14 protein-coding genes are annotated in these 14,984 nt (G+C 73.7%); 12 read left to right on the top strand and 2 right to left on the bottom strand.

The genetic code is table 11. The features are described from left to right. Positions 1-56 precede the first annotated feature (56 nt). From ACI78Q_RS12715 to ACI78Q_RS12680, 8 genes are read left to right on the top strand one after another with little or no spacing between them, the layout of a single operon-like run. Positions 57-941, top strand: coding sequence for a helix-turn-helix transcriptional regulator (locus tag ACI78Q_RS12715; protein WP_456923749.1), 885 nt, complete (start codon positions 57-59; stop codon positions 939-941). Next, complete coding sequence (gene sufB / locus ACI78Q_RS12710; protein ID WP_456923748.1) at positions 938-2,380, top strand: Fe-S cluster assembly protein SufB; 1,443 nt, start codon at positions 938-940, stop codon at positions 2,378-2,380. Before ACI78Q_RS12715 ends, sufB begins: the two co-directional genes overlap by 4 nt. Then, positions 2,380-3,690: a Fe-S cluster assembly protein SufD gene (sufD, locus tag ACI78Q_RS12705; protein ID WP_456923747.1), complete on the top strand. Its 1,311-nt coding sequence runs from the start codon at positions 2,380-2,382 to the stop codon at positions 3,688-3,690. The genes sufB and sufD overlap by 1 nt, the downstream gene beginning before the upstream one ends. Before the next feature lies 1 nt (position 3,691). Next, positions 3,692-4,036, top strand: a complete 345-nt coding sequence (locus ACI78Q_RS12700; protein ID WP_456923746.1) for a non-heme iron oxygenase ferredoxin subunit — start codon at positions 3,692-3,694, stop codon at positions 4,034-4,036. 15 nt (positions 4,037-4,051) lie between these two features. Beyond that, entirely contained in the window at positions 4,052-4,855 is an 804-nt protein-coding gene (gene sufC / locus ACI78Q_RS12695; protein WP_456923745.1) for a Fe-S cluster assembly ATPase SufC, read from the top strand. Beyond that, the gene (locus tag ACI78Q_RS12690) at positions 4,852-6,180 is read left to right on the top strand and encodes a cysteine desulfurase (protein WP_456923744.1); all 1,329 of its coding nucleotides are present in this window, start codon (positions 4,852-4,854) and stop codon (positions 6,178-6,180) included. Before sufC ends, ACI78Q_RS12690 begins: the two co-directional genes overlap by 4 nt. Before the next feature lie 2 nt (positions 6,181-6,182). Beyond that, complete coding sequence (gene sufU, locus ACI78Q_RS12685; RefSeq protein ID WP_456923743.1) at positions 6,183-6,665, top strand: Fe-S cluster assembly sulfur transfer protein SufU; 483 nt, start codon at positions 6,183-6,185, stop codon at positions 6,663-6,665. A gap of 19 nt (positions 6,666-6,684) precedes the next feature. Beyond that, entirely contained in the window at positions 6,685-7,059 is a 375-nt protein-coding gene (locus ACI78Q_RS12680; protein ID WP_456923742.1) for a metal-sulfur cluster assembly factor, read from the top strand. Positions 7,060-7,137: 78 nt separating this feature from the next. Here ACI78Q_RS12680 and ACI78Q_RS12675 read toward each other — a convergent pair whose 3' ends face one another. Both ACI78Q_RS12675 and ACI78Q_RS12670 read right to left on the bottom strand, forming a co-directional pair. Then, a complete protein-coding gene (locus ACI78Q_RS12675) occupies positions 7,138-9,276 on the bottom strand; it encodes an SCO7613 C-terminal domain-containing membrane protein (protein ID WP_456923741.1) in 2,139 nt (712 codons plus the stop codon). Between the two features lie 99 nt (positions 9,277-9,375). Continuing rightward, positions 9,376-9,936 (bottom strand): hypothetical protein, encoded by a 561-nt coding sequence (locus ACI78Q_RS12670; RefSeq protein ID WP_456923740.1) that lies wholly within the window; start codon positions 9,934-9,936, stop codon positions 9,376-9,378. Between the two features lie 126 nt (positions 9,937-10,062). Between ACI78Q_RS12670 and abc-f the strand changes: the two genes are divergently transcribed. From abc-f to ACI78Q_RS12650, 4 genes are all read left to right on the top strand, one after another. Next, on the top strand, positions 10,063-11,664 hold the full coding sequence (gene abc-f, locus ACI78Q_RS12665) for a ribosomal protection-like ABC-F family protein (protein ID WP_456923739.1): 1,602 nt from the start codon (positions 10,063-10,065) through the stop codon (positions 11,662-11,664). A gap of 300 nt (positions 11,665-11,964) precedes the next feature. Then, on the top strand, positions 11,965-12,192 hold the full coding sequence (locus ACI78Q_RS12660) for a helix-turn-helix domain-containing protein (RefSeq protein ID WP_456923738.1): 228 nt from the start codon (positions 11,965-11,967) through the stop codon (positions 12,190-12,192). Beyond that, positions 12,189-12,965, top strand: coding sequence for an enoyl-CoA hydratase/isomerase family protein (locus ACI78Q_RS12655; protein ID WP_456923737.1), 777 nt, complete (start codon positions 12,189-12,191; stop codon positions 12,963-12,965). The genes ACI78Q_RS12660 and ACI78Q_RS12655 overlap by 4 nt, the downstream gene beginning before the upstream one ends. Before the next feature lie 68 nt (positions 12,966-13,033). Further along, a complete protein-coding gene (locus tag ACI78Q_RS12650; RefSeq protein WP_456923736.1) occupies positions 13,034-14,926 on the top strand; it encodes an ABC transporter ATP-binding protein in 1,893 nt (630 codons plus the stop codon). The last annotated feature ends 58 nt before the right edge of the window (positions 14,927-14,984 follow it).

Genomic DNA, 14,984 nt, shown 5'->3' with positions numbered 1-14,984 from the left:
AAATAGGCAACACTTGTGTTGTGGAAAGCGACCACGTGCAGGACGGCAGGGCCCCGGTGCCCTCGCCCCGGTCGTCGGCGACAGCCGACGACGGGCGCACGCGGCACCGCGTCACCGCACTCCTCCTGGAGCACGGACCGCAGACCGCTACCGAGCTCGCCGGGCGGCTGGGCGTCTCGCCGACCGCCGTCCGCCGGCACCTCGACGCGCTGGTCGCGACCGGCCGGGTCGAGGAGCGGCAGGCGCCGGGCGCCCGCCGCGGTCGCGGCCGTCCTGCGCGACTGTTCCACCTGACCGACGCCGGCCGCTCCGACTTCCCGCACGCCTACGACGACCTCGCGCTGACCGCGCTGCGGTACGTGGCCGCATCCGGTGGTCCCGACGCCGTGCGGGCGGTCGCCGAGGCGCAGCTGTCCGGCCTCGAGCAGCGCTGCTCCACGGCCGTCGAGCAGGCGGCCGCGAGCGGCACCGTCGACCGGGCCCAGGTGCTCGCCGCGGCCCTGACGGCCGAGGGCTACGCTGCCTCGGCCTCGGCGATCTCCAGCGGCGGGCAGCTCTGCCAGCACCACTGCCCGGTGGCGCACGTGGCGGCGGAGTTCCCGCAGCTGTGCGAGGCCGAGACGGCGGTGATCGGCCGGCTGGTGGGTACCCACGTCCAGCGGCTGGCGACGATCGCCCACGGCGACGGCGTCTGCACCACCCACATCCCGGGCCCCGTCCGGATGGGTGCCGACGTCCGTCGGCCCCGTCCAGAGGCTCACCCCGAGCGTGCGAAGGGTGAGGAGGACGGGGTCCTTGCTCACATGCGCGCGGGGAACAGATCGGGCCCCGTGCGCCCTGTACCAGGTGAGCGAGGAGCGCAGCCGACGACGGCCGCCACGCGCACCGCACCGTCCACCAGCTCCACCCACACGTACGACCGGGAGAGGACGCCCGTATGACCAGCACCCAGCAGCCGGTGACCAGCGCGCCGCTGACGCAGGACGAGCAGATCGAGCAGCTCGGCCGCTACCAGTACGGCTGGGCTGACGCCGACGTCGCCGGTGCCTCCGCGCGACGGGGCCTGTCCGAGGACGTCGTCCGGGACATCTCCCGCCGCAAGAACGAGCCCGAGTGGATGCTCGAGCGCCGCCTCAAGGCCCTCAAGCTCTTCGACCGCAAGCCGATGCCCGACTGGGGCTCGGACCTGTCGGGGATCGACTTCCAGAACATCAAGTACTTCGTGCGCTCCACCGAGGCCCAGGCCACGTCGTGGGAGGAGCTGCCGGAGGACATCAAGAACACCTACGACAAGCTGGGCATCCCGGAGGCCGAGAAGCAGCGGCTGGTCGCCGGTGTCGCCGCCCAGTACGAGTCCGAGGTCGTCTACCACAAGATCCGTGAGGACCTCGAGGAGCAGGGCGTCGTCTTCCTCGACACCGACACCGCCCTCAAGGAGCACGAGGACCTCTTCAAGGAGTACTTCGGCTCGGTCATCCCGTCCGGCGACAACAAGTTCGCCGCGCTGAACACCGCGGTGTGGTCGGGCGGCTCGTTCATCTACGTGCCGAAGGGCGTGCACGTCGAGATCCCGCTGCAGGCCTACTTCCGGATCAACACCGAGAACATGGGCCAGTTCGAGCGGACGCTGATCATCGTCGACGAGGGCGCCTACGTGCACTACGTCGAGGGCTGCACCGCGCCGATCTACAAGTCGGACTCGCTGCACTCCGCGGTCGTCGAGATCATCGTCCGGAAGAACGCCCGCTGCCGGTACACGACCATCCAGAACTGGTCGAACAACGTCTACAACCTGGTCACCAAGCGGGCGATCGCCCACGAGGGCGCGACCATGGAGTGGGTCGACGGCAACCTCGGGTCCAAGGTCACGATGAAGTACCCGGCGGTCTGGATGACCGGCGAGCACGCCAAGGGCGAGGTGCTGTCGATCGCCTTCGCCGGTGAGGGCCAGCACCAGGACGCCGGCGCCAAGATGGTGCACGCCGCCCCGAACACCTCCTCGACGATCGTGTCGAAGTCGGTGGCCCGCGGTGGCGGCCGCACCTCCTACCGCGGCCTGGTCCAGATCGACGAGGGCGCCCACGGCTCGAAGTCGACGGTGAAGTGCGACGCGCTGCTGGTCGACACCATCAGCCGGTCGGACACCTACCCCTACGTCGACGTCCGCGAGGACGACGTCGCCATGGGCCACGAGGCGACCGTCTCGCGCGTCAGCGACGACCAGCTCTTCTACCTCATGAGCCGCGGCATGACCGAGGACGAGGCGATGGCGATGGTGGTCCGCGGCTTCGTGGAGCCGATCGCCCGCGAGCTCCCCATGGAGTACGCCCTCGAGCTCAACCGCCTCATCGAACTGCAGATGGAAGGTGCCGTCGGCTGATGTCAGCCCCCGACAACACCAGCACGACCGTCGAGACCACCGGCGGCCTCGCCGGTGAGCTGTTCGCCCCGGGCGTCGGCGCCCAGGCCGGGCCGCCGACCACCCCGGCCGGTGGCACCGCCACCGCCGGTGAGGCCGGCCCCGGCGCCCACTCGCACGGCGGCCCGGTGCCGACCGGCTCCCCGGCCGAGCGGTTCACCTCGACCGACCCCGACGCCTTCGGCGAGCCGACCGGCCGCGAGGAGGAGTGGCGCTTCACCCCGATGCGCCGGATCCGCCCGCTGCTGCAGGGCGCGCCGTCCGACGCGCACCTGCAGTGGGACACCGACCTGCCCGAGGGCGTCGAGCTGACCAGCGTCGACGCCGACGACCCGCTGCTCAAGGGCCTGCCCGAGCCGGTCGACCGGCTCGCCGCGCTCACCCGCCAGCGCAGCGGCGGTGCCGCCGTCGTCCGCGTGCCCGCCGAGGCGCAGCCGGACCGCCCGGTCACCCTGCGGCTGTCGGGCACCGGCTCCGACGACGTCGTGTGGGGCCAGCTGGTCGTCGAGGTGGGCGCGTTCGCCGAGGCGACGGTCGTCCTCGACCACAGCGGCCTCGCCCGGTACTCCGGGGGCGTCGCCGTCCTCGTCGGGGACGGCGCGCAGGTCACCGTGGTGTCGGTGCAGGACTGGGCGCCGGGCACGGTGCACGGCGGGCAGTTCGACGCCGTCGTCGGCCGTGACGCCACGCTCAAGCAGGTCGTGGTGACCCTCGGCGGTGACCTCGTGCGACTGGTGAGCAACGTGCAGTACGCCGGCCCGGGCGGGACGGCGGAGCTGTTCGGGGTCTACTTCGCCGACGAGACCCAGCACCAGGAGCACCGGCTGTGGGTCGACCACGCCGTGCCCAACTGCACCAGCAACGTGCTCTACAAGGGCGCGCTGCAGGGCGAGAAGGCGCACACGGTGTGGGTCGGTGACGTCCGGATCCGCCCGGCGGCCACCGGCACCGACACCTACGAGCTCAACCGCAACCTGGTGCTCACCGACGGCGCCCGCGCCGACTCGGTGCCCAACCTGGAGATCGAGACCGGCGAGATCGTCGGCGCCGGCCACGCCAGCGCCACCGGCCGGTTCGACGACGAGCAGCTGTTCTACCTGTGCTCGCGTGGCATCGACGCCGAGACCGCGCGGCGCCTCGTCGTCCGCGGCTTCTTCGCCGACGTCGTCCAGCACATCGGCCTGCCCGGGCTGCAGGACCGCCTGATGGGCACCATCGAGGCCCGCCTCGGGGCCCTGCCGGCGCTCGCCGAGCAGCCGGTGGAGGGCTGACATGGCGTTCGAGCGGCTCTGCGCGCTGTCCGAGGTACCCGAGAACGGCTCCCTGCGGGTCGAGCTGGCGGACGTCGACGTCGCGGTGGTCCGCTTCGAGGGCGAGGTCTTCGCGCTCGAGGACCTCTGCTCGCACGCCGAGGTCCCGCTGACCGACGGCGACGTCGAGGAGTTCGACGGCGCCCCGACCATCGAGTGCTACCTGCACGGGTCGTGCTTCGACCTGCGCACCGGTGAGCCCACCAACCTGCCGGCCACCGAGCCGGTGCCCGTCTACCCGGTCCGGGTGGAGGGCGACGACGTCCTGGTCGACGTCGACGCCTCCGTCCCCGCGACCCGCAACTGAGGAGCGAGAAGAGAAGTGTCCGTGCTGGAGATCCGCGACCTGCACGTCACCGTGGGGGAGGGCGACGACACCAAGGAGATCCTCCGCGGGGTCGACCTGACCGTCCGCTCCGGTGAGACGCACGCGATCATGGGGCCGAACGGGTCGGGCAAGTCGACCCTCGCGTACTCGATCGCCGGTCACCCGAAGTACACGATCACCGGCGGCACGGTGACCCTCGACGGCGAGGACGTCCTCGCGATGAGCGTCGACGAGCGCGCCCGCGCCGGCCTGTTCCTCGCCATGCAGTACCCGGTCGAGGTGCCCGGGGTCTCGGTGTCGAACTTCCTGCGCACCGCGGCCACGGCCGTCCAGGGCGAGGCGCCGAAGCTGCGCACCTGGGTCAAGGACGTCAAGAGCGAGATGGCCGCCCTGGAGATGGACCCGGCGTTCGCCGAGCGCAACGTCAACGAGGGCTTCTCCGGCGGTGAGAAGAAGCGCCACGAGATCCTGCAGATGCGGCTGCTCAAGCCGAGGATCGCCGTCCTCGACGAGACCGACTCCGGCCTGGACGTCGACGCGCTGCGGATCGTCTCCGAGGGCGTCAACCGCACCCGCGCGGAGGGCGAGGTCGGCGTCCTGCTGATCACCCACTACACGCGGATCCTGCGCTACATCAAGCCCGACTTCGTGCACGTCTTCGTCGCCGGCAAGATCGTCGAGGAGGGCGGTCCGGAGCTGGCGGAGAAGCTGGAGAACGAGGGCTACGCCGCGTACGTCAAGGACTCGAACGAGCAGGCCAGCGCCGAGTCGGCCGCTGCGGAGGTCCTCCAGTCATGACCCAGACCGTCTCGCGTCCCGCTGCCGGGGCGCACAAGCCGCCCCTGCCGCTGGACGTCGAGGCGATCCGGGCGGACTTCCCGATCCTGTCGCGCACCGTCCGCGACGGGAAGCGGCTGGTCTACCTGGACTCGGGGGCCACCTCGCAGAAGCCGCGCAGCGTCCTGGACGCCGAGCGGGACTTCTACGAGACCTGCAACGCCGCCCCGCACCGGGGTGCGCACCAGCTGGCCGAGGAGGCCACCGCCCGCTACGAGGCGGCACGCGCCACGATCGGGGCCTTCATCGGCGCCCCGGCCGAGGAGGTCGTGTTCACCCGCAACAGCACCGAGGCGATCAACCTCGTCGCCTACGCGCTCTCCAACGCGGCCACCGCCAAGGAGGAGCAGTTCCGCCGGTACGCCGTCGGGCAGGGCGACGAGATCGTGGTGACCGAGATGGAGCACCACGCCAACCTGGTGCCCTGGCAGCAGCTGTGCGAGCGCACCGGCGCCACGCTGCGCTGGCTGGGCCTCACCGACGACGGCCGGCTGGACCTGTCGGACCTCGCCACCGTCGTCAACGAGCGGACCAAGCTGGTCGCGGTCACCCAGCAGTCGAACATCCTGGGCACGATCAACCCGCTCGGGGAGATCGTCGCCCGCGCCCACGAGGTCGGCGCGCTCGTCCTGGTCGACGGCGCCCAGTCGGTGCCGCACCAGCCGGTGGACGTCACCGCGCTCGGCGCGGACTTCCTGGTGTTCTCCGGGCACAAGATGCTCGGGCCCACCGGGGTCGGCGTCCTGTGGGGCCGCTACGAGGTGCTCGACGCGCTGCCGCCGTTCCTGACCGGCGGATCGATGATTGAGGTCGTGCGCATGGAGGGCAGCACCTTCATGCCCCCGCCCCAGCGGTTCGAGGCCGGGGTGCCCATGACCGCGCAGGTGATCGGGCTGGCCGCGGCCGTCGAGTACCTGCAGGGGCTCGGCATGGAGAACGTGCACGCCCACGAGGAGGCGCTCACCGGCTACGCGCTGGCGCGGCTGGCCGAGATCCCGGGGGTCACCGTCATCGGCCCGCCCGACACCGTGGCCCGCGGCGGCGCGATCTCCTTCACCGTGGAGGGCATCCACCCGCACGACGTCGGCCAGGTCCTCGACGACCTCGGCGTCGAGGTCCGGGTGGGGCACCACTGCGCCTGGCCGGTGGTGCGGCGCTACGGCGTCCCTGCCACCACGCGGGCGACGTTCTACGTGCACACCGGGTACGACGACATCGACGCCCTGGCCGACGCCGTCCGGAAGGCGCAGGAGTTCTTCGGCGTTGCCCCGGTGGAGGTGGGCTGAGCATGCAGCTCGAGTCGATGTACCAGGAGATCATCCTGGACCACTACCGGAACCCGCACGGCCGCGGTCTGCGCGAGCCGTTCGAGGCCGAGGTGCACCACGTCAACCCGACGTGCGGCGACGAGGTGACCCTGCGGGTGCACCTCGACGGGGAGCGCCTCGCCGACGTCTCGTACGAGGGCATGGGCTGCTCGATCAGCCAGGCGTCGGTGTCGGCCATGTACGACCTGGTCATCGGGAAGACCGTGACCGAGGCGCTCGGGACCGGCGAGCACTTCATGACGCTGATGCAGAGCAAGGGCGACGCGGCCGTCGCCGAGAAGCTCGAGGACGAACTGGAGGACGCCGTCGCGTTCGCCGGTGTGTCGAAGTACCCGGCGCGCATCAAGTGCGCGCTGATGAGCTGGATGGCCCTCAAGGACGCCAGCGCACGGGCCCTGTCGGTCGCCCACCCCACCACCCCGACTGGAGGGCAGGACGCATGAGCGAGACGACCAGAACGCGGTGAGCACCGAGCCCACCGACGCCACGCCGGCGGAGCTGCCGCCGTACAAGTCGGCGCTGATCGAGGACGTCGAGGAGGCCATGCGTGACGTCGTCGACCCCGAGCTGGGGGTCAACGTCGTCGACCTGGGCCTGGTCTACGGCATCGACGTCGACGAGTCGAACGTGGCCGTCATCGACATGACCCTGACGTCGGCGGCCTGCCCGCTGACCGACGTCATCGAGGACCAGGCCCGCGAGGCCCTGACCGGCGGTCCCGGCCCCGGGCTGGTCGACGACATCCGGATCAACTGGGTCTGGATGCCGCCGTGGGGTCCGGACAAGATCACCGACGACGGTCGCGAGCAGCTGCGGGCCCTGGGCTTCCGAGTCTGAGCCAGGACCGACGCCGTCCCGTGGCGCCGTGACCCTGCCCTTCCGGGCCGAGTCGCGGCGCCACGGTCGTCTCGGGCCTCACCTCATGGCGGCCACGCGGCGACGGAAGCCGTCGGACCGGTCGGCCGGGGTGGTCCCGTCATCGGACTCCCGCTCGCGCCGGCGCCGCCGCAGCACCATCTCCCGCCAGGCCCCGACGGCCAGCAGGCTGACGCCGACGACGAGCGCGCTGCCGACCGCCAGCGGCAGTTGCACCACGAGCAGGCCGAGGGCGAGGGTCACGGCGGTGGCGGCGCCGGCCACCACCGGCGCACGGACCGACCGCCACGCGCCGAGCGCCATGACGGCGGCGGCGACGGCGAACACCAGCAGCGGACGGGTGCTCCCCGGCGCCAGCACCGCCCACGCGACCGACGGCGCCGCGGCGACCCACAGCCCCGGCCCCCAGGCGGGCGCCGACCGCCCCGACGCCAGCCGCGGGCCCGCCGCCATCAGCAACCCGACCGCCGCCGGCAGCGAGTAGGCCTCGGGGACCGCCGCGTCGGTGAGGGCGGCGAGGACCCACGCCGCCAGCACCAGCTGCGCCGCGCCGGCCCGCCAGGCGGGCGACACCTCGGGGGCGGCCGTCGCCTCGTCGACCGGCTCGGGGTCGGGCGGGGCTGGCGCCGGGGGCCGCGTCGCCCGTGACGCCGGCCGCTCCGCTGCCGGCGCCGGGCCGGGGGGAACCGCGATCGCCTCCTGCACGGACCGCCGGACCACGCGGATGCCGTCGCGGACGGCGCGCAGCCCGTGGCGGACGGCGCGGGCCCCGGGGCGGACGGCGTCCCCCAGCCGGGCCGCCCAGCCCGGCTCGGCCGTCGCGGCGTCCGGCCGGGCGGCCCGCGCCGCCCGTCGCCGTGACCACCGGGCACGACGGCCTCGCGCCTGCCGCCACAGCAGCCACGCCCACACGTAGGTGCCGGCGCCCTGGACGGCGAGGTGCAGGGCCAGCTGGCCGCGGGCGCGGAGGGCCACCAGCAGGGCCGCCGCAGCGACCGCGCAGGCAGCCGCGGCCGTCACGGTCGGCCGCCGTGTGCGCGTCTCCAGGCCGAGGCCGCCGGTGAGGGCGACGAGGTACAGGCCGGTCAGCACGACGGCGGCGCCGCGGGGACCACCCAGCCCACCGTCCGGGACCGTGCACAGCGCCGCGAGACCACCGCACACGACGGCCGCCGGCAGGGCCCGCGGACGCTCGTCGCGCCGGAGCACCGCGGTGAGCAGGCTCACCGCCGCGGTCACCGCGAGGAGCCAGGCCAGCGCCGTCCACCGGGCGTCGGCCAGCAGTTGGACGAGGCACAGGACGACGAGCGTCGTTGCGGCGCCCACCGCAGCGGGCAGCACCGCCCGGCGCGCGGCGCCGGTGAGCAGCGCCGCGGCGACCGAGGCGAGGGTGACGCCGAGGTAGCCGGCGAGCGGGACGGCCACGGGGCCGGGGCTGTGCAGCGCGGCCCCGACGGCCGCGCCGACCGCGATCCCGCACAGCGCGGCCACGGCCGACGGCGGACGCAGCAGAGCACCCAGCTCCCGCCGCTGCGCCGCGGCGAGCAGTGCGGCGGCCGCCGCGACGGTCAGCGCGACCGGGAGCCAGCGCGCCGGGCCCGCGCCGGTCCAGGCGGTGTACACGGCGCCGCCGACGCCGGCGACCCACCACGGCATCGCGGCCAGCAGGGCGATCCGGGCGACCAGGGGTCGGGCCGTGCCCGCCGTGGCCAGCCCGGCCAGGGCGGCTCCGAGGGTGAGGGCGACGTCGGGCAAGCCGGACGGTGCGCCGTCGACGGCGCGCAGCGCGGTCACCTGGACGGCGGCCCACACGGCCAGAGGCCAGGCGACCGGGGAGGGCAGCAGGAACGCGAGGACAGCGGCGACCGCGCCGACGGTGACCGGTGGACCGAGGCTGCCGGACGTCAGGGAACCGCCCGGGTCGGCGCCCAGCGCGGCGAGCACGACCGCCGCGGCGGCGAGCGCCTCCTCCGACCGTGGCAACGTCGCGACCGCGGCGGCCCAGCTCGCCATGGCCGCGGCCACGGCGAGGCCGAGGAGGAGGACCCGGGCCCAGTCCCCGCCGAACAGGGCGGTCATGCCGGCGCCGGCGGTGGCGACGAGCACCACGCCGACCGCGAGCAACCACTCCAGCCCGCGCGCCCGGTAGGGGAGCGGCGGCGCCTCCGCAGGGTCCACGGCCGCTTCCCTCCCTCCGGACGTCCGGTCCACGGTAGGGCCGGGGCGCGGCGGCCACCCGCCGACGGTCGGCGCGTCTGCGCCGCCCGGACGGTCGGCTCAGAAGGTCACCATCAGCGAACCGGTGAGGCACAGGACGACGGGGACGGCCACCACTCCCACGAACGTCGGAGTGGCCGGCAGCCGACCGGCCAGGCGGGGATCCCGCCGCACGAGGAGCGACATCACGGCCGTTGCGCCCAGGAGGGCCGTGGCTGTCCAGGACACGGGTGGCGTCGAGGCCCAGACCATCAGGAACCCGAGGACGGCCGTGAGGATCGCGCCCAGTCTCATGCAGCACTCGGCCACGTGGGCGATGAGGAAGGTGCTGGCCCGGGCGAGCACGAGCGCGTCGAGCAGGACGAGCACGAGCAGCCCGGCGAGCGGGCCGGCACCCTCCAGGGCCGAGGTCGACAGAACGAGGACCGGCTGCACGGCCAGCAGGACCAGGAGCTGCAGGACCACGCTGCTGCGCGGGAGCCGGCCGAAGAGCGACGCGATGGTCGCGGTCGCGGCCGGCGAGGCAGGCAGCGGGGCGCGCTGCTGCGCCGCCGCACCGACCGCGGGACGCCCGCAGGACGGGCGCGGCGGGCCCTGCGACGTCGGGTTCGACGAGGTCATGCCCGGATCGTGGACCAGGCGGCGGCGCCGTGTGGGGCGCGAGCGGCCGCCTGTGGACAACGGTGCCGCGGACGTCACCCCGGCCGAGGGCGGACCGGAGCCGGAGGAGCGCCTACCCTGGGATCAGTGATCACGACCACGGGGCTGGAGCTGCGCGCCGGCGCCCGCATCCTCATCAGCGAGGCGACCCTCCGCGTGCAGCCCGGTGACCGCATCGGGCTGGTCGGCCGCAACGGGGCGGGCAAGACCACCACCCTCACCACCCTCGCCGGGGAGCGGCTGCCGCACGCCGGCAAGGTCGAGGTGACCGGCGAGATCGGCTACCTGCCGCAGGACCCGCGCAGCGGCGACCTCGACATCACCGCCAGCGACCGCGTGCTCTCCGGCCGCGGGCTCGACGTGCTGCGCGCGCAGATGACCAAGGCGCAGGTGGCCATGGCCGAGCCGGCCGACGACGCCGAGCGCGACCGCGCGGTGCGCCGGTACGGCCGGCTCGAGGACCAGTTCGCCGCGCTGGGCGGGTACGCCGCCGAGAGCGAGGCCGCCCGGATCTGCACCGCGCTGGGTCTGCCCGACCGGGTGCTGGTCCAGCCGCTGCGCACGCTCTCCGGCGGCCAGCGCCGCCGCGTCGAGCTGGCCCGGATCCTGTTCTCCGACGCCGAGACGCTGCTGCTCGACGAGCCCACCAACCACCTCGACGCCGACTCGATCACCTGGCTCAAGGGGTTCCTGGCCTCGCACAAGGGCGGCCTGATCGTCATCAGCCACGACGTCGAGCTGCTGGACGCCGTCGTCAACAAGGTCTGGCACCTGGACGCCAACCGGGCCGTCGTCGACGTCTACAACCTCGGCTGGAAGCCGTACCTGGCGCAGCGGGACACCGACGAGCGCCGCCGCAAGCAGGAGCGGGCCAACACCGAGCGCAAGATCGACGCGCTGGCCGCGCAGGCGGACAAGATGCGCGCCAAGGCGACCAAGGCCAAGGCGGCGCAGAGCATGGACAAGCGCGCCCAGCGGCTGGCCGCCGGGCTGGAGGCCGTCCGCGTCCAGGACCGCGTGGCCAAGCTGCGCTTCCCCACGCCCACCCCGTGCGGGAAGACCCCGCTCACCGCGGAGGGACTGTCGAAGAGCTACGGCTCGCTGGAGGTCTTCACCGACGTCGACCTCGCCGTGGACCGCGGCACGCGCGTCGTCGTCCTCGGGCTCAACGGCGCCGGGAAGACGACGCTGCTGCGCATGCTCGCCGGCACCGAGGACCCCGACACCGGCGAGGTCAAGGCCGGCCACGGCCTGCGCGTCGGCTACTACGCGCAGGAGCACGAGACCATCGACCTCGACCGCTCGCTGCTCGAGGTGATGCGCTCGGCGGCTCCGGACAGCACCGACACCGAGCTGCGGCGCATCCTCGGCGCCTTCCTCTTCTCCGGCGACACCGTCGACCAGCGGGCCGGCACGCTCTCCGGCGGCGAGAAGACCCGGCTGGCCATGGCCACGCTGGTCGTCTCCGGCGCCAACGTGCTGCTGCTCGACGAGCCGACCAACAACCTCGACCCGGCCAGCCGCGAGCAGGTCCTCGAGGCGCTGCGCACCTACACGGGCGCGATCGTGCTGGTCACCCACGACGAGGGTGCGGTGCGGGCGCTCGACCCCGACAAGGTCATCCTGCTGCCCGACGGCACCGAGGACGCCTGGAGCGAGGACCTCGCCGACCTCGTCGAGCTGGCGTAGTCACCGCGGTCCTCCGGACCGCACCGCGGCCAGGTGCCGTCCCCCTGCTCGCTGAGCCGCTGCCCGTGTCCCGGTCGGGAGGCACTCCGGGCCCCCCGCGACCGGTCCACACGACTCGGTGCCGTCCCCGGCAGGGAGTCGTCCCTCGATCCGCCTCGGGTCGCCCTTCACGTCGCGCGGCCGGGGGTGCTGGGTGATCATGGGTCGCGGGATGCCGAGGTCAGTGGGGCCCGGCGCCGAGGGGACGAGCTGCCGGAGCGGGTCGCGCGGTCCGCGGACGGTCGCTGACGGAGGGGAGTCATGGCCGACTCGAGCACTGCGGACCTGGGCAAGGGCAAGCGCATCACCGGGGGGGACCGGTCCTCGCTGGCCGACGAGCTGCGCCAGCGCTACGACGGCGGGGAGAGCATCCGGTCGCTGGCGACGTCGACCAACCGCTCGTACGGCTTCGTCCACCGCCTGCTGTCGGAGTCCGGCGCCACGCTCCGCAGCCGCGGGGGAGCCAACCGGAACACCAAGAAGGCGTGACGCCGGAGGACGACGCCGGGCGGGTGCGGACGGCGCGGGACGGCGCCGTCCTCACCGTCACGCTGGACCGTCCCGACCAGCTCAACGCGCAGACCCCCGCCACCTGGGCCGCCCTGGCCGCGATCGGCGGCTCGCTCGACGACGAGGTCCGTGTCGTCGTGGTCCGCGGCGCCGGCCGGTCGTTCTCCGCGGGCCTGGACCGCAGCCTCTTCAGCCGCGACCCGGGTACCGCCGGCGGGCTGGGGGAGCTGGCGCGGATGCCGGCCGAGGAGACGCAGGAGCGGATCCGCGGCTACCAGGCCGGGTTCCGCTGGCTGCGCTCGCCCGGGATCGTCTCGGTCGCCGCCGTCCAGGGGCACGCGATCGGCGCGGGCGCCCAGCTGGCTCTCGCCTGTGACCTGCGGGTGCTCACCGAGGACGCCGTCCTGCGGCCCCCCGAGGCGACGCTCGGGCTGGTCCCCGACCTCACCGGGACCAGCACCCTCGTGGAGCTCGTCGGCTACTCACGGGCGCTGGAGCTGTGCCTGACCGGCCGGGGCGTCGGTGCGGCCGAGGCGCACGCCGTGGGCCTGGCCAACACCGTCGTCCCCGCCGACCGGCTCGACGCCGCCGTCACCGAGCTGGTCACCGCGATCACCGCGGCCCCGGCCGGCGCCAGCCGGGAGACCGCCGCGCTGGTGCGCTCCGCCGTCCGCAACGACCCCGCCACGCAGGACGCCGCCGAACGGGCGGCCCAGACCCGCCGGCTCGCCGAACTCGTCGGAGGGCGCTGACATCCTGAGGTGGAATCCGCCGTCCAGCGGTGGTGTTGGCCGGACGACGGGAAGGAGGTGGTGGCGACGTGAGCGGTCCCATGACCTCGATGGCGGCGATGCGGTCCTTCCGGCGCGATCCGTCGGTCGCGGCGCGGGAGCTGCCCAAGGGCACCGTGCGGCGGGTGCTGGGCGTGGCCCGCCCCTACCGGCGGGACCTCACGTTCTTCGTGCTGCTGGTCATCGGCTCCTCGGTGATCGGGGTGCTGACCCCGCTGCTGGCCGGCCGGATCATCAACCGGATCGCCGGGCTCGAGGGCACCGCGGCCGACATCGTGCGGATCGCCCTGCTCATCGCCGCGCTCGCGGTGGTCGACGCCGGCATCTCCCTGGCCACCCGCTGGTTCTCCGCCCGCATCGGCGAGGGGGTCATCTACGACCTGCGCAGCCGGGTGTTCCAGCACGTCCAGCGGATGCCGGTGGCGTTCTTCACCCGCGCCCAGACCGGCGCGCTGGTCAGCCGGCTCAACAACGACGTCATCGGCGCCCAGCAGGCCTTCACCTCGACGCTGTCGGGGGTGCTCTCCAACGCCATCGGCCTGGTGCTGACCGCCGGGGTCATGTTCAGCCTCTCCTGGCAGATCACCACGCTCTCGCTGGTCCTGGTGCCGGTGTTCGTGCTGCCCGCGCGCCGGATCGGCCGCCGCCTGCAGGAGATCACCCGGGAGTCCTACGGGCTCAATGCGTCGATGAACGCGACGATGACCGAGCGGTTCAACGTCGCCGGTGCCCTGCTGGTGAAGTTGTTCGGCCGGCCGGACGCCGAGGCGGCGGGCTTCAGCGGCCGCGCCGCGCGGGTGCGCGACATCGGTGTCCTGTCGGCCATGTACGGGCGCACCTTCTTCACCGCCCTGACGCTGGTCGCCGCGCTGGCGACCGCGCTGGTCTACGGCCTCGGCGGCTGGCTGGCGTTCACCGGTTCGCTCAGCCCCGGGGACGTCGTCGCCCTGGCGCTGCTGCTGTCGCGCCTGTACGGGCCGCTGACCGCGCTGTCCAACGTCCGCGTCGACGTCATGAGCGCGATGGTCAGCTTCGACCGGGTGTTCGAGGTGCTCGACCTGGAGCCGATGATCCGCGAGGAGCCCGACGCGGTCGCGGTGCCGGCGGGCGACCGGTCGATCGAGTTCGACCACGTGTCGTTCAGCTATCCCTCGGCCGCGGAGGTGTCGCTGCCGTCGCTGGAGGAGGTCTCCCTGCCCGAGCACGGCGGACCGACCGCGGTGCTGCACGACGTCTCCTTCCGCGTGGAGCCCGGCCAGCTGGTGGCCCTGGTCGGCCACTCCGGCGCCGGCAAGTCGACGATCGCCAACCTGGTGCCGCGGTTGTACGACGCCACCAGCGGCACCGTCCGGGTCGGCGGCGTCGACGTCCGGCACGTGACGCTGGGCTCGCTGCGCGACGCCATCGGCGTGGTCAGCCAGGACGCCCACCTCTTCCACGACACGATCCGCGCCAACCTGCTCTATGCCCGGCCCGAGGCGAGCGAGGCGCAGCTGTGGGAGGCCCTGGCCGGTGCCCGGATCGCCGGGCTGGTGCGGTCGCTGCCCGACGGCCTCGACACCGTCGTCGGCGACCGCGGCTACCGGCTCTCGGGCGGGGAGAAGCAGCGGCTGGCGATCGCCCGCGTGCTGCTCAAGGCCCCGGGCATCGTGATCCTCGACGAGGCCACCGCGCACCTGGACAGCGAGTCGGAGGTGGCGGTGCAGCACGCCCTCGACACCGCGCTCACCGGCCGCACGTCGCTGGTGATCGCCCACCGGCTGTCGACCATCCGCAGCGCCGACCAGATCCTCGTCGTCGACGACGGTCGCATCGTGGAGTCGGGCACTCACGCCGAGTTGCTGGCGCTCGGGGGCCGATACGCCGACCTGTACCGGACCCAGTTCGCCGTCGGCGAGGGGCGAACGGTCGGCGCGGCGTGACCACTACCGTCACTCCCGTCCCATGGCACACGAGGGACGACGTGACCGGGCTGGCGCG

The sequence above is a fragment of the Geodermatophilus sp. SYSU D00705 genome (genome assembly GCF_054050135.1).
The sequence above is the reverse complement of the archived record's forward strand: the minus strand, read 5'-3'. Positions and strand labels throughout refer to the sequence as shown.